Origin of the sequence: Paenibacillus sp. FSL P2-0173 (assembly GCF_038008045.1) — a bacterium.
Lineage (GTDB): Bacteria > Bacillota > Bacilli > Paenibacillales > Paenibacillaceae > Paenibacillus > Paenibacillus polymyxa_B.
In genome coordinates this window covers 1293081-1311706 of record NZ_JBBOYK010000001.1, presented here as the reverse complement: position 1 = coordinate 1311706, position 18626 = coordinate 1293081, and the positions used below count along the sequence as shown (strand labels likewise).

The following is an 18626-nucleotide window of genomic DNA, read 5'->3' as shown; positions in this document are numbered from 1 at the left end:
ATAGATAGGGAGAGGAGGAATAGCATGCGGATTTTGCATACAGGTGATTGGCATTTGGGCCGCACGTTGGAAGGACGCAGCCGTTTAAAGGAGCAGGAGGCGTTTTTGGAAGAATTGGCGAAAATGGCTGACGATCAGCAGGCCGATTTGATTATGATGGCTGGAGACGTATACGACTCAGTCAATCCATCGGCCGCAGCCGAGCAATTGTTTTATGAAACGTCTGCCCGTCTTACGGCTGGAGGAAGACCACTAGTCGTCATTGCGGGCAATCATGATCAGCCGGAAAGGGTATCCTCGGTCACACCGCTGGTGAGCGGGCGCGGAATTACATTGCTGGGACTGCCCCATGGGGAAGCGGTACGCGTTCATACACCGCGAACGGGTGAAATGGCATGCATTGCAGCCTTGCCATATCCCTCCGAGTCTCGTCTGAACGAGCTATTGTCTGAAGACGGAGATGAAACAGTATTGCGCGAGGCATACAGCCGCCGTGTGGGCTTGCTGATGTCACAGCTGGGTACAGCATTTCGGCCTGACACCGTTAATTTGTCGATGAGCCATATTTATGTGCTCGGCGGGCTGGAATCGGACTCGGAACGTCCGATTCAGGTCGGGGGGGCGTATACCGTAGATCCGTCTGCTTTGAGCATTGGGGCACAGTATACGGCTCTAGGACATTTGCATCGTCCCCAATATGTGAAGGGAGACGGGCTGATGCGTTACAGTGGCTCGCCGCTGGCTTATAGCTTTTCCGAAGCCGGACAAGCCAAATCGGTTACGTTAATTGACGTGGTTGCTGGCAAGCCTGCTCAGGTCGAGGAACTGTATATTACCAGTGGACGCCCATTAGTGAGGTGGCGTGCACGGGGAGGTCTGGAGGAAGTATATCGCTGGCTGGACGAAGGACTGGATGCCGATGCCTTTATTGATCTGGAAATTACGCTGGATGAAGCGATGTCGATGGGAGATATTCAGCGGCTGCGCAAAAGCCGTGAAGGCATCATTCATATTCGCCCAATGTATCCAGAAATGGCTGCCGCACAGCTGGAGCACCAACGATCAGAACTGCCAGTGCATGAGTTGTTCCGGGCATTCTATCAGCGGCAGACAGGTGGAGCACAGCCAGATGACGGATTAGTGCAGTTGTTTCTGGAACTGGTGGAACAGGATGATGCAAGAGAGCACGCTGAGGAGGATGACGCATGAAACCAATCCTTCTAAAACTGGCGGGGTTGCAAAGCTACCGGGAGTCACAGGAAATTCGCTTTGACGATTTGACCGAAACTGGACTGTTTGGAATTTTTGGCCCAACGGGTAGTGGAAAATCAACGCTGCTGGATGCCATTACGTTGGCTATGTACGGTAAAGTGGAGCGGGCAGTGAATGGTACACAAGGCATTATGAATCATGCTGAGGATACGTTGTCTGTTGCGTTTACGTTTGAATTAATGTCAGCTCAAGGGCCTCGTCGTTACCGTGTAGAACGACGTTTCAAACGTGCTGGAGGCGTATCGGTTAATAATACGCTTAGCCGTTTTATTGCGTTAACAGAGGATGGCGAGGAAGTGCTTGCCGATAAGGTGCAGGATGTGACGCGCTGTGTAGAGGAGTATATCGGCCTGAAAATGGACGATTTTACACGAGCTGTTGTATTGCCGCAGGGAAAGTTTGCGGAATTCTTGTCCTTAAAAGGCAGTGAACGTAGACAGATGCTACAGCGTTTATTCCATCTGGAGAAGTACGGAGATCAACTTGCACAGAAGCTAAGCCGTCGTGTGAAAGATAACGATAGCGCACTGAAAGCGTTAGAGGCGGAGCAGCAAGGGCTGGGGGATGCGAGTGCTGAAGCGCTTGAACATGTAGAGTTGCGTCTCAAAGAGGCGATTGCCAATGCAGAAGCTTCGCGTCGCGAGCTAGAGCGTGTCTCACGTGAATCGGAGGCGCTAAACAAAACCCGTGAGCTGGTCATCGAGCTCAGCCAAAGATCGAACGAGCTGGAGCAGTTGGCAGCACAGGAGCCGGGCATTGCTTTGCTGGAGCGCAAGCTTCGACAAGCAACTGCAGCCGAGGCATTGCTGCCTGCGCTGACGGATTGGAAGGAAGCCATTGCTGAAGCGGAAAAACGGCAAAAGACTGCCGAAGAAATGGAAGTCCTGGCCGCTACCGCGCAGGAGGCTGCGCTTGTGTCTGCGCAAGCAGATGAGCAGGCCCGGCAAGCACTCAGTGCCGAAGAACCGAAGCTATTGCTTCGGATCGACCAACTAGAGCAGGCGCTTCAACTGGAGCGTGATACGGAAGCGTTGCGGACCGAACGGGAACGTCTGGCGGCCGAGCTTGTGCAAAGCGAACAAACCCTTGCTGAACATGCAGAAGGACTCGCAAAGGAACAAGAGCTACAGACGCGAGGCTTGAAGCGACAGCAAGAGCTTCAACAGGAGCTAAAGCAAAATGAAGTGCGGGCAGATGAGCGGCGTATGCTGCAAGAGGCTGTGCAACGGCTGCAACAGCTGGAAGTCGCGAATGAGCAATTGCGTGAAGCTGAACTGGAGTACACCGCTCAGGAGAATCGGCTTGCGCAAGCTGACGAACGTTTACAGCTGACGGACCAGGAGACACAGGAGACAGAGGCACGGCGTTCTGCCCTTGCTGCACAGGCAGCTGATGGCATTGAGGCATTGCTGACGTTGGAGGCAGAGATCACCGTCGATATGTCGTCACTGGCCTCCGAGGAAGAGCAACTGCGCCACGAGCTCCGTGCCGAGGAGCTGGGCCGTCTTGCTCAGCATCTCGCTGCCGAGTTGCGCGAAGGCGAGCCGTGCGCAGTGTGCGGCTCGTTGCATCACCCCGCGCCTGCCGTCGTCGCGGCGCATAGCGCGGATGCCGCTGCGCCAGATGAGCTGCACCGCCTGCGGCTCGGTTTGCAGGAGCTGCGCCTTACACTGCGCCAGCAGTTGCATGAGCAGCGCAGCTTGCTGGCACAGCCCGCCACCGCAGACAGCGGCGCTGCCGCCACGGGCGAGCCTTTCACGCCTGCGGCAGCGCCAGCAGAGCCACGCGGTGCCGCCGCTTGGGCGGAGCGCTGCACGGCGCTGGAGCGTGCTGCGGCAGAACTAGCCGCACGTGCGCATATGCTGCCTACCGAGGCACAGGCGCTGCGCGAGGCAGACGCTGCCGGACAGCAGCGGCGTATCCGTGCTGCCGCCGAGCAGGAGGCAGCTGCCGCAGCGCTGACGCAGGCACGCAGCAAGCGCGAGGCATGCACCACGCGCAGCGAGGGGCTACGCGCCGAATGGGCGGCGCAGCTGCCGGATGTCGCTCCGGGCGAAGCCGCGGAGCGTTACCGCGCCATGCAGGAGCGCGACGGGCGTGCGGAAGAGCTGCGGTCCCGGCTGGAGACGAGTGTGACCTTCCTCGAAGGAAAGGCGGCGCGTGTTCAACAGATACAGCAGAGTATCATCGAGGAGGATAAAATCATTATTGCCCGCCGTACAGGGCTCCAAAGCAAAGATGATTCGCTTCGTGAAAAGCTAGCACAGCTCCGAAAGTGGGTTGGAGATGGCCAAGCGGCTTCATTGCTGGAAGAAGCGACCTCGCGACTGTTGGGACTTAAAAACGGAGCCGAAGCCGCGGCACGCCGCCGTACCGAAGCGGAAGAACGCAAGCAGCAAGCCGTTCATGCTTCACTGATTGCCCGGCAGGCCTCCGACTCGGCAGAAGAAAGACGTCAGATGGCAGAGTCCCGTTGGGGCAGCCGTCTGGAAGCATCCTCCTTCGCTACGGAAGCAGAGGTCATGGAATGCTGCCTGGGACCGGAAGAAGCCGCACGCTATGAGCGTGAAGTGAGTTTGCATCGAGAACGGGAAAAAGAGCTGTCTTCCCGCTTAAAACATGTCAAAGAGCAGCTGAATGGAGCAACGGTATCAGAGGAACAGTGGGAAACGGCCACTGCACAGCTACGTGATTGCCGTGCACGCGATGAAGAGGCGCTTCAGAATCGCGCCAAGGCTGAGCGTGATTTAGAGGACTTGCAGCATCGGCACGTCCGCTGGATGGAGCTGGAGTCCAATCGTATACATTTGCGTAGCGAAGCGGAAAAAATGTCCAAGCTCCAGTCTGTTTTTCGCGGCAATGCCTTTGTTGAATATATTGCCGAGGAGCAGCTCATGCAGGTCAGTCAGTCGGCTTCACGCCGCCTGCGTTTTCTGACCAAGCAGCGTTACGCGCTAGAGGTAGATTCCAGCGGTGGATTTGTCATTAGTGACGATGCCAACGGTGGGGTCAAACGTCCGGTATCGACCTTGTCCGGTGGCGAAACGTTCCTGACCTCCTTGTCGCTTGCGCTTGCGCTGTCGGCTCAAATTCAATTGCGGGGCCAATACCCTCTGCAATTTTTCTTTCTGGATGAAGGCTTTGGAACGTTGGACCCTGAGCTGCTTGACACAGTGATCACCTCACTGGAAAAGCTGCACCACGATCAATTGTCTGTTGGTGTGATTAGTCATGTGCCTGAACTACGGGCCCGTCTTCCGCGCAAGCTAGTTGTTCTGCCAGCAGAGCAGGCTGGAGGCGGCTCACGTGTGGTTATGGAAACTTTTTGAAGCAATGTGATACAGGTCACAGATACAGTTTCAAACTATTGTTATAATACAGCCAAGCCGACAAGTTAATCATACAGCACCCCGGCGGACGTATGCTGCGGAAGAAATCTTCCCATCATACGTCCGTTCAGAGGGGCTCTGCCAAGAGCTCCCGGGGTGCTTCTTTTTTTTTGCAAGCCGGAATTCGCCCAATTTGATGTAGCAAATAGCCCGTTTTTGAATAACATACGGTATACATGCAAGAGCCTAGGAGGAAACAACCATGGAAAAAAGCATGACAACCGAAAAAGTTACAGCACCGGAACAGACGGATGCTAAAACACTATGTCAAAAGCATATGCATCGTTATGTATGCGTATGGGTGAAGGACGGGACAATGTATGACGGCATTGTAGAGCATGTGGATGATGAAAAGATATACTTAGCCGTTCCTATGGGTGGAGACGAGATGGAGAATGTCAATGTTAATCTCCCATATCCGCCTAATAATTGTGGCTGCGGCTCCCGTGCATATGGTGGCTATGCGTCTTATCCTCCGTATCCGTACCCGTACCCGTATCCAGCACCCGCTTATGCATATGGGTTCCCATACGGACGCCGTCGCTTTAATCGTTTGATTCTGCCACTTGCAGCGTTGACAGCGATTAGCTTGCTGCCTTATTACTAATCCTATTTTCTTAGTCGTCAGACATAGTGAATTCCTGCTCTCTCCCGCCTACAGTTCTTGTGCAGTACAAGTGACTTTAAGGCGCATCCATACATTATCACCATGCAAGGCTGCTTCTTCCATTATGAAGAAACAGCCTCTTTTTCACGTAAAACATCCCGAATATGATTCAATGATTGAAACTGTATTAGTACAGTTCAATGAAATGAGGTATCCTGTTTATTCATAAACCATGGTAACATCTAGCGTGTAAAGAAACATAAGACGGAATAAGCATGTAATGAGTATGTAAAGAGCAGGTGGGAGGATATTGTGAAAAAATACGTTTCAATTTTATTGGATATAGAACTTAAAATTCGCGAGGGACAATATAAATCAGGTTACAAGTTGCCGTCGGTCCGTGAGGCTTCTGAATTATACAGGTGCAGCAAAAGCACGATTCTGCGGGCATATGCTGAACTTGAAAAGAAACACGCCATCTATTCCATACCGCAAAGTGGATACTATGTAGTGGAAAATTCGGGCGATTTACACCATAGCCATATTCAAGACTCCGTTGATTTTGCTTCGGCCTCCCCGGATTTGAATGTATTCCCTTATCTGGATTTCCAACATTGTTTGAATCAGGCTATTGACACCTACAAATATCATCTGTTCACTTATGGCGATTCGCAAGGGCTGGAAACACTGCGTCATACGTTGGTTTCCCATTTGGCTGATACTCAGGTGTTTGCAAAAATGGATCGGATTATCGTTACTTCGGGTGTTCAGCAGGCATTGGAGATACTCGCTAAAATGCCGTTTCCCAATGGCAAAGAAAAGGTTTTGGTCGAGCAGCCAAGTTACGATATATATTTGCGTTTTCTGGAGGAAGAGAACATACCCGTCAGTACCATCGTCCGGACAGCGGAAGGTATGGATTTTCACGAATTGGAGAATCAATTTAAGAACGAGAGCATCAAGTTTTTTTATACCATGTCAAGATATCATAATCCATTAGGAGTCTCTTACAACACAGAGGAGCGAAAAGCGATAGCTGCCTTAGCCGCCAAATATGATGTGTACATCGTAGAAGATGACTATATGGCAGATTTGGGGGCCGATCATCTTTTTGATCCCATTTATGCATACGACCAGACACACCATGTTATTTATTTGAAAAGCTTCTCGAAAATCATTTTCCCCGGCTTGCGATTAGGAGTTGCGGTATTGCCAGAAGTCCTATTGAAGACGTTTAACACTTATAAAAGATATGTCGACACATCTATATTGTCTCAGGCGGCGCTTGATATTTATATTAAAAATGGAATGTATGAACGCCACAAGCACACGATATATAAACTGTATTCGGAGCGCGTTCGTGCTCTTAACAAGGCTGTGGAACGATACAATCAGGCCGGATACGTTCAGACTTCAGCTGTAACTTCAGGAGTTTATATGCAGTTTAAACTGCCTCGGACGGTGAATTTGGAACGCTTGGTACAGTGTCTTTCCGCGAGGAACATCCAGGTTGTAGCTGGCAAAGGCTTTTATTTATCAGGCTATAGGGAACAAGAGAAATTTTTGCGCATAAGTATTTCGCGCGCACAGTTGGATCAAATTGATGCAGGGGTGAAAGCTATTATAGAGGAAGTTAGTAAGGGAAACTGGTATTAAGACCCTTTTTCCGTTATGATACATAAAGAAACATAAGTATAACCAAACATGGCTGTATATGTTTCTATTCAGTGTGGGAAATACATAACTTTGAATGCCGAGAGCAAGGGCTGTTTTTGTCTATTTGCTTATGATCGGCTCACTGCCAAAGGAGGGTTTTGAATGGACGATCTGTTTTTGAAAATTGTGGATGGAACCATCCCCAGCAAGAAGGTGTTGGAAACCGACAATGTGCTCGCATTTCATGACATCCAGCCTGCGGCGCCAGTACACGTGCTCATTATTCCAAAAAAATATATTCCTTCGATGAACGCTGTGACAGAGGAGGATCTTCCTCTTATCGCGGAGATTCATCGTGTTGCGGTTGAGGTTGCGAAAAAGTTAGGAATTGCCGAGTCTGGCTATCGGTTGATTAACAACTGTGGCCCAGATAGTGGACAAGCGGTGGGGCATCTGCATTATCACTTACTGGGCGGCGCCAAATTGGGTGCCTTGACAGGTATTTCGGACTCACATTTTTAAAAAATGACAGAGCTTGTCTTTTCAGTAATACGGATGTGAATGGAGAAAAATGGCCCTTTATGTATTCATTTTTTCTTATAGGTTGACACCTGGTTTCCGTTTCACCTATAATAAAATTTGATGAACCGTGTTATTGCTCTTGGACGGTCTGGTCGGAGGGAGGGAAAACTGGTGTCTGAAACTAAAGTTCGCAAAAACGAGACAATTGATGCTGCACTTCGTCGCTTTAAACGTTCCATTGCTAAGGATGGCGTATTGGCTGAGGTGAAGAAACGCAAGCATTATGAAAAGCCAAGCGTAAAGCGCAAGAAAAAGTCCGAGGCTGCTCGTAAGAGAAAGTTCTAGGAGGATCTAAGCAATCATGAATTTGAGCGAACGATTGAACGAAGATATGAAGCAAGCAATGAAGAGTAAGGACAAGTTCAAACTCTCCACCATTCGAATGGTTCGTTCTACGATTAAAAATCTTGAAATAGATTTGAAACGGGATTTGGACGACAACGAAGTGCTTGATATTCTGAGTCGTGAGATCAAACAGCGAAAAGATGCCCTCCATGAATTTGAAAAAGCCGGTCGTGATGAACTTGCGACAAGCACTAAAGCAGAAATAGAGATCATCGCTCAGTACCTTCCCGAACAACTTTCTGAGGAAGAAATTAAAGTTATTGTACAGCAGACCATCCAGGAAACCGGTGCTTCTTCGAAAGCCGAGATGGGGAAAGTAATGACGGCCTTGATGCCTAAGGTAAAAGGCCGCGCTGACGGTAAGCTCGTGAACCAAGCGGTTCAGCAATTTCTGCAATAAACCTGCGACAAACAGGAAAACACAACACCCTCTGTTTACAGAGGGTGTTATTTCTATATATGCGATGCCTACCATAGAATGTAATGATGAGAAGATTCTTTTATGTAAGCGCTATTATTAATTGTGTGAAACGTGATGTCCGTTGGGTGCGTAAAGTATCTGACAGCCGTCAGGATTAGCAATATACCCAATAATTTCACATTAAATCCTGAAAACTGTATAGTTTGTCTAACAAAGTTTGGTATGCTGTAATATAGAAAGATCGAAAGGGGGAGAGAAATGCATAGAGAAATGCATAGAGAAATGCATAGAGAACATCACCACTCCAGTCGCAAATTGATCTTTTTAACGTTATGGATTATGGTATCCGTTTTGCTGTTACCCTTAGTTCATTCTGAATCAGCGGCGGCCCAAACTAAAGGTGGAGCTGTGATTGTTATACCAGTTGATCAGGAAATTGAGCAAGGTCTGGGCAAATTTATGGAACGTGGATTTGCAGAAGCAGCAGATTCCAAAGCAGGTCTGATTTTACTGGATATTAACACTCCCGGTGGACGGGTAGATACAGCGGAGAAGCTGGGCAAACTGATTAAAGACAGTCCGATTCCGACCGTAGCCTATATAAGGGGCGAAGCGGCCTCAGCGGGTAGCTATATTGCGTTGAGCGCAAACAAGATTGTTATGAAACCGGGGAGTATTATCGGAGCAGCAGCGTTAGTAGACGGTAGGGGGCAGGCTATCACAGATCCAAAAACGGTAGCTTGGTGGAAGAGTAGCATGGCATCTGCCGCAGAAGCTGGTGGACGTAATCCAGATATTGCCAGAGGTATGGTTGACTCCAAAACGACCGTATCTATTCCAGAGATGAACTTTAATAAGGAAAATGGTCAGATCATTTCTTTAACCAGTGAGGAAGCGCTGAAGTTGGGTTATGCGGATCACATCGCGTCTTCCGAACAAGAAGTTATCCAGTGGATGGGTTACAGCACGGATGATGTAATTCATGTGGAGCGAACATGGGCTGAAAAAGCAGCCGAGATATTGACTAACCCAATTGTGCAGACGTTGCTTTTATTTATCGGTATCGCGGGTGTCGTTATTGAGCTGCTCGTACCCGGTTTTGGTGTACCGGGAATTTTGGGCATACTCGGATTTGGTTTGTATTTTTTTGGCAATTATATCGCTGGTTTTGCAGGTTCGGAGACGTGGCTGTTGTTTATTATCGGTCTGGCTCTGCTTATACTTGAAATGTTCATCCCAAGCTTTGGTATTTTGGGCATTTTGGGTTCAGTCAGCCTTGTCGCCGGAGTTGTTCGGGCAGCATACAACATGCAGCATGCGTTTATATCTTTGGGCATTGCCTTTGCAGCTGCGGTTGCTGTTGTGGCGATTATCGCGGTTGTATTCAAGGACCGAGGGATATGGAACCGTTTTATACTTAAAGAAAGTTTAACGGCTGAACAAGGCTTTTCTTCAGTTGTGAACCGGGAAATGCTATTAGGTCAACGGGGTGTCAGTCTGACACCACTTCGTCCAGCCGGAACGGTGCTGATCGCTGATGAGCGAGTCGATGTTGTAACGAACGGCGAGTTTATTGCTACAGATATGCCGATTATAGTATCCAAAGTAGAAGGTGGGCGAATTGTGGTCAAGGCTGACACTAGTGTCTAAACAAGTAAATAACAAAGAATTAGATTAATGGAGGATGATGCGAGTGTTCGAATCGGGTATTGTCAGCGTTTTGCTGATTGCCGTTGTAGTGATTATTGTATTGAGCGTATTTTTCAGTTTCTTCCCGGTGATGCTGTGGATTTCAGCATTGGCTTCGGGTGTGCGTATTGGCATCATTACGCTGGTAGCTATGCGGTTACGGCGCGTCACGCCAAGCCGAATTGTCAATCCGCTCATTAAGGCAACCAAGGCGGGTCTGGGATTGAACATTAACCAGCTGGAAAGCCATTTTCTCGCAGGAGGGAATGTAGACCGAGTGATCAATGCGTTGATTGCTGCCCAGCGTGCTAACATTCCGCTTGAATTTGAACGTGCGGCAGCGATTGACCTTGCGGGACGGGATGTTCTGCAAGCGGTCCAAATGAGCGTTAATCCGCGTGTTATTGAGACACCTACTGTTGCAGCGGTCGCCAAGGATGGTATCGAAGTGAAGGTTAAAGCTCGTGTTACCGTGCGTGCCAACATTGATCGACTCGTCGGGGGTGCCGGAGAAGAAACGATTATTGCACGGGTCGGTGAAGGTATCGTTACAACCGTAGGTTCCAGTAATTCGCATAAGGACGTGCTGGAGAATCCGGATTCAATTTCGAGAACTGTATTGTCCAAAGGTTTGGATGCCGGGACAGCATTTGAAATCTTGTCCATTGATATTGCGGACGTTGATGTAGGTAAAAACATCGGTGCTTTTCTGCAAACAGAGCAGGCGGAAGCCGACAAACGTATTGCGCAGGCAAAAGCAGAAGAGCGGCGTGCGATGGCTGTAGCGCAGGAGCAGGAAATGAAGGCACGTGTCGTAGAAATGAGAGCACGCGTGGTGGAATCCGAATCCGAAGTGCCGCTGGCAATGGCTGAAGCACTGCGTGGCGGGAAACTTGGCGTCATGGACTATATGAATTTGAAAAATATTGAGGCGGATACGCAAATGCGTGGCTCCTTAGGCAAACCGAATGAGAACTCGGGGAATGATAACAAGAACCGGGATTAATAACGGGACATAGCCGATGAATTACGGCAGCTAGGTGGTGAGTAATGAACTTTATCAGCTGGATCTTTGAACATTTGTATATCCTGATCGTGATTGGCTTTGCTTTGGTGTCCTTTTTGGGGAAAAGCATCCAAGGCACAGGGCGGAAATCTCCGCCACGAAAAGGTATGCCCACCTTTGGTGGTGATCATGGTTCTCGTGGGCCCTCGACGTCATCCAGACCCTTCACAACGGAACATGGGCAAGAGCAGCGCCAACAGGATGTTGCTGGGGAGTTGCAACGTCAATTTCCTAATGAACGACGGGTGGTTATGGAAGCTCGTCGTATAGAAGAAGTGGGCGATCGGTCAGAAACGGAAGAACGGATGGACCGGGATTCATTAGATAACGGTTCGACTCTAGAGGATCGGATCCGTGCTATGGAAGAAGAACGCAGATTGGTTTTAGCCCGTCTCGATCGTATATCCAACGCGAGGGAGTCAGGGGAAATTACAGATGCGCCAGAGATAGCTTCGCAAGACCGTAATACGGTGGATACGGCTGATCTGCGCAGAGGTGTGATTTGGGCAGAAATATTAGGTCCTCCGCGTTCCAAGCGCTATATGGGTGGAGGAAGACGTTAAAATGATAGTGGATCCGTCACGGCTTTGGCTGTGGCGGATCTTTTTTTGTGAGCTTTAGGAATACATAAGCATGCTCAGAATAAAAAATGAATTAACGACAATTGCTCTAATTACCTGACAACGAATGTGATAATCCCTTGTGCGCCCTAGGTTTCTCACATTTGTTGTCATCTAAAATGGTGGCATTTTGTCTAATTTAGGGTCTCGTTTATGAAAATATATTCGTGAAAAATGATCAAATGTAACAATATGAATGGAGCTTTCCAAAAGCAGTTTTCATTTTTTCTTTTTTATATATAATGTTCTCAATGATAGATACTTATGAAATTTACTCCAAATTTAGCTAAAATTTGATTTATATCGAGGTGATAAAACAAGATTATAAAAATGGAAAATTAATTTTTAGGAGGATGGGATGGATGGGAAATAGCTTGTTCAGAAAGAAGAGCATTGATCAGTTGATCGCCGCTACGCGGGGGGAAAAAGCACTCAAAAGGGAACTGGGTGCGTTTGATTTAACGATGCTTGGGATTGGAGCCATTATCGGAACGGGGATTTTTGTATTGACAGGTACGGGAGCAGTTACGGCTGGTCCAGGCTTGGTACTTTCTTTTGTGATTGCGGGACTCGCCTGTTTATTCGCAGCATTGGCTTATGCGGAGTTTGCATCCACCGTTCCAGTATCCGGTTCTGTTTACACTTTTACATATGCTACGATGGGGGAGCTATTGGCCTTTATTATTGGATGGGATTTAATTTTGGAATACATGCTGGCAGCCAGCGCCGTTTCTGCAGGTTGGTCGGGTTACTTTGTATCATTTTTGAATGGAATTGGCCTTCACATTCCGCTTGAATTCACTGCCGCACCGGGGACTTTAAAAGACCAAACTACTTATTTTAATCTCCCAGCTTTTTTAATTTTGATGGGTATCACGTTCTTGCTTTATTTTGGGATAAAAGAATCAAAACGGATAAACAACTTCATGGTAATTGTAAAGATTATTGTTATTTTATTATTTATCATCGTTGCTTTTAAATATGTGAAGCCAGATAATTGGACACCATTTATGCCGTTTGGGTTCAGTGGGGTGTTTGGAGCCGCAGCACTTGTGTTTTTTGCTTTTATTGGTTTTGATGCTGTTTCATCAGCGGCTGAAGAAACCAAAAATCCCGCTCGTGATCTACCGCGAGGCATTATTTTCTCACTCGTTATTTGTACGTTTTTGTATGTTATTGTTAGCGCGATTATGACAGGTATTGTGCCGTTTATGCAATTTGAAGGTATCTCTCACCCAGTGTCATTGGTATTGCAGGTTGCGGGCCAGAACTGGGTTGCGGGTATTGTAGATATAGGAGCCATCTTAGGGATGACAACAGTCATGCTGGTTATGCTCTATGGTCAAACTCGTATTATGTTTGCCATGTCACGTGACGGTTTAGTCCCTAAAATATTATCCAAGGTTCATTCCAAATATAAAACGCCCTACATTAACACGTTGTTTTTTGGTACTTTATCTGCATTAATGGGTGGGCTGATCCCGCTAGATGAGTTAGCAAGTTTGGTAAACATTGGAACCTTGTCAGCATTTATTCTGATTTCGGTCGCCGTCATCGTTATGAGAAAAACACAACCTGATTTGCCAAGGGCCTTCCGATGTCCTGGGGTTCCGTATATTCCGATCCTGGCTATCGTTTCATGTGGGGTGCTCATTCTTAATCTGAATGGCCAGACATTTATTCGCTTTATTATTTGGCTTGTCATTGGTATGGCTGTTTACTTCTTATACTCTAGAAAAAACTCTCTTTTGAATCGAGATACCGAAAAATAACTGTGTCATCTGATGAAAATCAAAAAAAGACAACCTTGTTTTCGATATGAAAATGAGATTGTCTTTTTTGTTGTAAATTTTGAAAGGACACATCTTTTTCCTCTGCAATATAGCAGCTGCTGCGAATTGTAAGTTTAGCCTCATAAATGCGGGGACTGGATCATAAAATGTACAGTACAGATATCTGTGGCGCTGGTGTAATGGCGTTCACTGATAATAAGAATATAAGATGAAAAGCCAGCAGCGTAGCTGCCATGAAACATCTATGGGTACCGAATGGCAATAACAGAAGATGAAAAAATAGCAGCGTGCTGTCATCAAAACAACATTAGCCGTTGGATAACAGATGTTTTGATGACAGGAAAGGAGATTTCGCCGTATGAGCCGGATGAGCCGCAAACTGCGAAAGTGGGCCAGCGAGACGCTGGAGCTTCCGCAGGACATTCTATTTGACCTGCCGCGGTTAACCCTCATCGGCAGCCGCCAGCTTTATGTGGAGAATCACCGGGGCGTGGTGGATTTCACACCGAATCAGCTCGTACTTGCACTTGAGAAAGGCAGGCTGAGGGTGTCCGGCCATGATTTAGTCATTACGTCTATTCTGCCAGAGCAGGTAAGTGTGGAGGGACATATAACAGATATCCAAATGGAAGGAACGGAGGAAGGCTCGTGAAACATCCTGCTTTAGCAATGCTGCGTGGCACGGTTACCCTTGCTGTCAAGGGCGAAAGTGTGGAAGCTTTCATTAATTTACTCACCGATCACCATATACCTGTTTGGAACGTGCGGCCGATGGGTACTAGACATGCAGAAATGAACCTTCTGCTGCCGCACGTCTTCCTCCTACGCCCGCTTTTGAGAAGGACAGGCTGTAAAATGCATGTTCTGAAGCGGCAAGGGCTTCCCTTTACTGTTATACGGCTTGCCAAACGTAAATTTTTTATGGCTGGATTGGCTTTGTTCTGGATAGGTCTCCTGCTGATGTCTTCGCTTATCTGGGACATTGAAGTGAAGGGGAATGATAAGCTCTCGACGGACTCCGTTCTCAAAGCCGCCCGACAGGAGGGGCTGTATCCGTTTCAATGGAGCTTTCGTCTTTCCAGTCAAGACAAGCTTTCCCGTGCGCTCATGCAGAAGCTTCCAGAGGCATCCTGGATCGGTGTGGAAAAGCAGGGTACTTTGGTAACGATTCAGGTTGTTGAAGCTTCACAGCCTACCCCTGCGCCGCTCTACAGCCCACGTCATATCATCAGTAAGGCAGACGCGGTAGTCACTGAGATTTTTGCCGAGCAGGGTCGTCCTGTCGTGCATAAAAATACACGTGTCAAAAAAGGAGCCATCCTCATCTCGGGAACGCTTGGAGATGAGGAGAATCAGCAGCAGGTCGTAGCCAAAGGAGAGGTTAAGGGTCTTGTATGGCATGAATACGAAATTAGCAGTCCTACGCTGCAACGCAGCAGCACGTATACAGGTAACAGTCACGACCGCTTGTATCTGGTGTTAGGCAATCGTGCGATACAATTGTGGGGATATGGGAAAATACCTTATTCTACACATAAAACAACAGTTGAACATGATCCGCTAACTTGGCGTTCCTTCAAACTTCCGATGGGTTGGATGACTGAAAGTGTGAGGGAGACAAAGATACAAGAGCAGAAGCTTACGGAAGCAGAAGCGAAAATGTCAGGAATAGAAGGCGCGCGAGCTGATATTTTAGCTAAATACGGCAAAGGAACGAAAATAATGAGCCAAAAAATTTTGCATGAGAAGAGAGAGAATGGTAAAGTTTATATGAAAGTGCTTTTTGAAGTGGAGCAGGATATTGCGGAAGAACTTCCGTTAGTTCATAACCAAGGAGAATGAGGCTATTTGGCAGAACAACAACGCAGCATACAAATTGCATTGAACAATGCGGGAGAAGGACAGGCGTTATTTGGCCCGCAGGATTCCTTTTTAAAATTAATCGAAGCCGCTATTCCAGCAAAAATAGCATCTCGTGAGGCAGAAGTTAATGTTTTTGGTAATGCTCACGAGGTGGAAGTGCTCGAACAATTGTTCGATGTATTACTCCAGTTAATTCGCAATGGGTATATACTGACCGAAAGGGACGTCCATTATGCGATTGAATTGGCAAAAGATTTGCGTGCTGATCAGCTGCTCGATTTGTTCAAGGGTGAAATTACGACGACGTTCCGGGGGAAACCGATTCGCGTCAAAACGATTGGACAAAAGCACTATGTAACCACGATTAAGAAACGCGATATTGTATTTGGAATTGGCCCGGCGGGTACGGGTAAAACCTATCTGGCTGTAGTGCTGGCTGTAGCTGCCCTGAAGGAAGGTTCAGTCAAGCGCATTGTACTGACTCGTCCTGCGGTCGAAGCAGGGGAGAATTTAGGTTTTTTACCAGGGGATTTGCAGGAAAAGGTTGATCCGTATTTACGCCCATTGTATGATGCCCTATACGATGTGATGGGCCCAGAGCAGACTGCAAAGGCACTGGAGCGCGGGTTAATAGAAATTGCTCCTTTGGCTTATATGCGGGGACGTACGCTGGATGATTCATTTATTATTTTGGACGAAGCGCAAAACACCACACCCGAGCAAATGAAAATGTTTTTGACTCGACTTGGTTTCGGCTCCAAAATGGTCATTACCGGCGATGTTACGCAAATTGATTTGCCTCGTGGCAAAAAATCCGGTCTGATTGAAGCGAATGCGATTTTACAAGGGATTGAAGAAATAGGCTTTGTCCAGTTTGCAGAAGAGGATGTTGTCCGTCATTCCCTAGTTCAAAAAATCATTGTTGCTTATGACCGTATTGCCGAAAATCATGGATAGCCATTCAATCACGAGTATGGTGTGTACGATCAGAAAAAGTATAAAATGAGCAGTGTAGCTGCCTTGAAAAAGATGATGGAGAGGGATTGTTTTAGATGACCTCGAAGGAATTATCTAAAGGGAAAACGTTCCAGCATAGAATGAATGGATGGAAGTATAGCGTGGCGACACGCTATCTTCTGTTTTTATTTTTGGTGGTTCTTTTTTATGTAGGCTTTGCATCCAAGCTGCTTCCCGAGCGTTATGACATTCGGGTAAATCAACCGAGTGAAAAGGAAATTGTCGCCCCGATGCAGCTTCCTAACAGTAAGGCGACTTTGAAGGCTCAAGAGGAATCAGCTGAACGTGTGCAGCCCATGTATACCATTGTGCCAGTTCGCAACGATAACCTGATTACTGGTATTTTGGATCGAATTGAACGGCTCAATCAGGATGATCAGGTTTCCAGAGCAGATAAGATTTCGATTTATAAGGATGAGATTCCGCAACGTGCACGGGAATTTGTGCAAAATTTTGTGAATAACAGCCGTAATGCGGATGCCTACCCAGATAAGTTGCTGGATGAAGTGCTGGAAAAAACGAAAGAGCAAACGTACCGAATTCCAGAGGAGACATTCATTAAAATTCCGCGCCTTACATCTGAGGATATTGCTGAAATGCGGCCTGTTGCCCGTGAGATTGTGACAGGGTTGATGAATGATCAAATTACGGATGCCCAGACAGCTCGAGCCAAGGTAGCGGAGCGGGTTAGTACAAGCTCGCTTACCAAGCGTACCTCACGGGAGGTTGTTCAGGAACTTGCAAGGCTTGTGATTACCGCCAACAAGTTTTATGATGATACAGCTACGAAGGACGCCAAGGTACAGGCTCGTGAAGATACACCGACAGTTTACATTAAACAGGGTGAAGTACTCGTCAAGAAGGGTGAGATTATTACCCAGGAAATCTACACACTGCTTGATGAAAATGAATTGCTCAAGGATAAAATCAATTATTGGCCACAATTTGGCCTACTGATGCTGTCTATGATGCTTGCGTTGGGCCTGTTTATGTATATTCGTCAATTCCAATCACGAACACGAAACTTCAAGTATAATAATGCGCAGTTGCTCATGCTAGTATTAATCTTTGTGATTACAGTGGGGGCAATGATGTTAATTTCCATACTGCAGAACAGTGAACGTTCCTATCTCGGCTATCTGGCGCCTATCGCGCTTGGAGCTATGCTCGTAACGCTGTTGCTTGATATGTCGCTGGCTTTCGTATGTGCCGTTATATTCAGTATATTGGCTAGTGTTATTTTGAATGTCCGTCAGGGACAAATTTTTGACTTTAATTTTGGGTTTTTTGCTCTTGTGGTCTGTCTGGCGGCGATTTTCTCTACCCATCGAGCCAGCCAGCGTTCAACACTGTTCAAAGGGGCGATCATGGTATGCCTGTTCGGGGCCCTGTCTGTTTTTTCTCTGGCACTGATTGACCAAGGGAATTGGACTCAAACGACGACGCTCTATGGGGTAGCTTTTGCTTTTGCAGGCGGTCTGATAACAGCAATACTTGTTATTGGGCTAATGCCATTTTTTGAGTCTACCTTTGGTATCTTGTCGGCACTGAAGCTTGTTGAGCTGTCGAATCCCAACCATCCCTTGCTCCGCAAGCTGCTTACGGAGACACCGGGAACGTATCATCATAGTGTAATGGTGGGTAATCTGTCAGAGGCCGCAGCGGAGGCTATAGGAGCAAACGGCTTGTTGTGCCGGGTTGGTTCGTATTATCATGATATTGGTAAAACCAAGAGGCCTTCGTACTTCATTGAAAATCAAAATGGGTTGGAAAATCCACATGATACAATAGAGCCCAAGCTGAGCAAATCCATCATTATCGCCCATGCTCGTGACGGGGTGGAAATGCAATTGGATTACAAGCTACCCAAGCCAATTCGCGATATTGCCGAGCAGCACCACGGAACGACATTCTTACACTATTTTTATCACAAGGCGTTGCGTGAGGCTGAAGAGCGAGGGGTGGAGCCTGACTTCACGGAGGATGATTTCCGTTATCCGGGACCGAAGGCTCAGTCTAAAGAGTCTGCTGTGGTGGGAATTGCTGATAGTGTGGAGGCAGCAGTTCGTTCCTTACGGAAGCCGACGGTGGAACAGGTAGAATCCATGATTGAGAAAATTATTAAGAGCCGTCTTGATGATCACCAATTTAACGACTGTGAGCTGACCATGCGGGAGCTTGATATCGTGGCTCAAACCCTCAAGGAAACAGTAATGGGGATTTTCCATTCTCGTATTGAGTATCCAGAGGAAAGGCCCAAGTCTGAAAATGGAAAAGCTTAATATAACTTGTGCACGAAGCACGGT

At 47.5% G+C, this 18626-nt stretch carries 15 protein-coding genes; all 15 read left to right on the top strand.

All coding sequences use genetic code 11. The annotated features are described in order from the left end of the window. Positions 1–24 precede the first annotated feature (24 nt). The 15 genes from MKX30_RS05780 to MKX30_RS05710 all read left to right on the top strand — a co-directional run bounded on the left by MKX30_RS05780 (position 25) and on the right by MKX30_RS05710 (position 18602). On the top strand, positions 25–1209 hold the full coding sequence (locus MKX30_RS05780) for an exonuclease SbcCD subunit D (RefSeq protein ID WP_053325790.1): 1185 nt from the start codon (positions 25–27) through the stop codon (positions 1207–1209). Then, a complete protein-coding gene (locus tag MKX30_RS05775; protein WP_069080382.1) occupies positions 1206–4601 on the top strand; it encodes an AAA family ATPase in 3396 nt (1131 codons plus the stop codon). Before MKX30_RS05780 ends, MKX30_RS05775 begins: the two co-directional genes overlap by 4 nt. 262 nt (positions 4602–4863) lie before the next feature. After that, a complete protein-coding gene (locus MKX30_RS05770) occupies positions 4864–5268 on the top strand; it encodes a hypothetical protein (RefSeq protein WP_028540454.1) in 405 nt (134 codons plus the stop codon). 312 nt (positions 5269–5580) lie between these two features. Next, on the top strand, positions 5581–6924 hold the full coding sequence (locus tag MKX30_RS05765) for an aminotransferase-like domain-containing protein (RefSeq protein WP_053325788.1): 1344 nt from the start codon (positions 5581–5583) through the stop codon (positions 6922–6924). 162 nt (positions 6925–7086) lie between these two features. Next, positions 7087–7446 carry a histidine triad nucleotide-binding protein gene (locus MKX30_RS05760; protein ID WP_053325787.1) on the top strand — a complete coding sequence of 120 codons (360 nt, stop codon included), beginning with the start codon at positions 7087–7089 and terminating at the stop codon, positions 7444–7446. Between the two features lie 171 nt (positions 7447–7617). Further along, positions 7618–7791, top strand: a complete 174-nt coding sequence (gene rpsU / locus MKX30_RS05755) for a 30S ribosomal protein S21 (RefSeq protein ID WP_005547957.1) — start codon at positions 7618–7620, stop codon at positions 7789–7791. A 16-nt stretch (positions 7792–7807) separates the two neighbouring features. Continuing rightward, positions 7808–8251, top strand: coding sequence for a GatB/YqeY domain-containing protein (locus MKX30_RS05750; protein ID WP_013311146.1), 444 nt, complete (start codon positions 7808–7810; stop codon positions 8249–8251). 303 nt (positions 8252–8554) lie between these two features. Next, a complete protein-coding gene (locus MKX30_RS05745; RefSeq protein ID WP_069080417.1) occupies positions 8555–9922 on the top strand; it encodes an NfeD family protein in 1368 nt (455 codons plus the stop codon). Between the two features lie 37 nt (positions 9923–9959). Continuing rightward, positions 9960–10967, top strand: coding sequence for a flotillin-like protein FloA (gene floA, locus MKX30_RS05740; protein ID WP_043922497.1), 1008 nt, complete (start codon positions 9960–9962; stop codon positions 10965–10967). Positions 10968–11011: 44 nt separating this feature from the next. Beyond that, positions 11012–11590, top strand: a complete 579-nt coding sequence (locus tag MKX30_RS05735; RefSeq protein ID WP_023989490.1) for a hypothetical protein — start codon at positions 11012–11014, stop codon at positions 11588–11590. A gap of 419 nt (positions 11591–12009) precedes the next feature. Further along, on the top strand, positions 12010–13419 hold the full coding sequence (locus MKX30_RS05730; RefSeq protein WP_160790003.1) for an amino acid permease: 1410 nt from the start codon (positions 12010–12012) through the stop codon (positions 13417–13419). 379 nt (positions 13420–13798) lie between these two features. After that, positions 13799–14092, top strand: coding sequence for a sporulation protein YqfC (gene yqfC, locus MKX30_RS05725; RefSeq protein ID WP_023989488.1), 294 nt, complete (start codon positions 13799–13801; stop codon positions 14090–14092). Beyond that, on the top strand, positions 14089–15282 hold the full coding sequence (gene yqfD / locus MKX30_RS05720; RefSeq protein WP_023989487.1) for a sporulation protein YqfD: 1194 nt from the start codon (positions 14089–14091) through the stop codon (positions 15280–15282). Before yqfC ends, yqfD begins: the two co-directional genes overlap by 4 nt. Positions 15283–15288: 6 nt before the next feature. Beyond that, positions 15289–16260, top strand: a complete 972-nt coding sequence (locus tag MKX30_RS05715) for a PhoH family protein (protein WP_013311138.1) — start codon at positions 15289–15291, stop codon at positions 16258–16260. A gap of 95 nt (positions 16261–16355) precedes the next feature. Next, entirely contained in the window at positions 16356–18602 is a 2247-nt protein-coding gene (locus MKX30_RS05710) for an HD family phosphohydrolase (protein WP_028540460.1), read from the top strand. Positions 18603–18626 lie beyond the last annotated feature (24 nt).

Coding starts and splice junctions, on each gene's coding strand:
- MKX30_RS05735 (WP_023989490.1), top strand. CDS start 11,012: ATGAACTTTATCAGCTGGATCTTTGAACATTTGTATATCCTGATCGTG.
- MKX30_RS05710 (WP_028540460.1), top strand. CDS start 16,356: ATGACCTCGAAGGAATTATCTAAAGGGAAAACGTTCCAGCATAGAATG.
- MKX30_RS05750 (WP_013311146.1), top strand. CDS start 7,808: ATGAATTTGAGCGAACGATTGAACGAAGATATGAAGCAAGCAATGAAG.
- MKX30_RS05780 (WP_053325790.1), top strand. CDS start 25: ATGCGGATTTTGCATACAGGTGATTGGCATTTGGGCCGCACGTTGGAA.
- MKX30_RS05760 (WP_053325787.1), top strand. CDS start 7,087: ATGGACGATCTGTTTTTGAAAATTGTGGATGGAACCATCCCCAGCAAG.
- MKX30_RS05770 (WP_028540454.1), top strand. CDS start 4,864: ATGGAAAAAAGCATGACAACCGAAAAAGTTACAGCACCGGAACAGACG.
- MKX30_RS05775 (WP_069080382.1), top strand. CDS start 1,206: ATGAAACCAATCCTTCTAAAACTGGCGGGGTTGCAAAGCTACCGGGAG.
- floA (WP_043922497.1), top strand. CDS start 9,960: ATGCGAGTGTTCGAATCGGGTATTGTCAGCGTTTTGCTGATTGCCGTT.
- MKX30_RS05730 (WP_160790003.1), top strand. CDS start 12,010: ATGGGAAATAGCTTGTTCAGAAAGAAGAGCATTGATCAGTTGATCGCC.
- yqfC (WP_023989488.1), top strand. CDS start 13,799: ATGAGCCGGATGAGCCGCAAACTGCGAAAGTGGGCCAGCGAGACGCTG.
- MKX30_RS05745 (WP_069080417.1), top strand. CDS start 8,555: ATGCATAGAGAACATCACCACTCCAGTCGCAAATTGATCTTTTTAACG.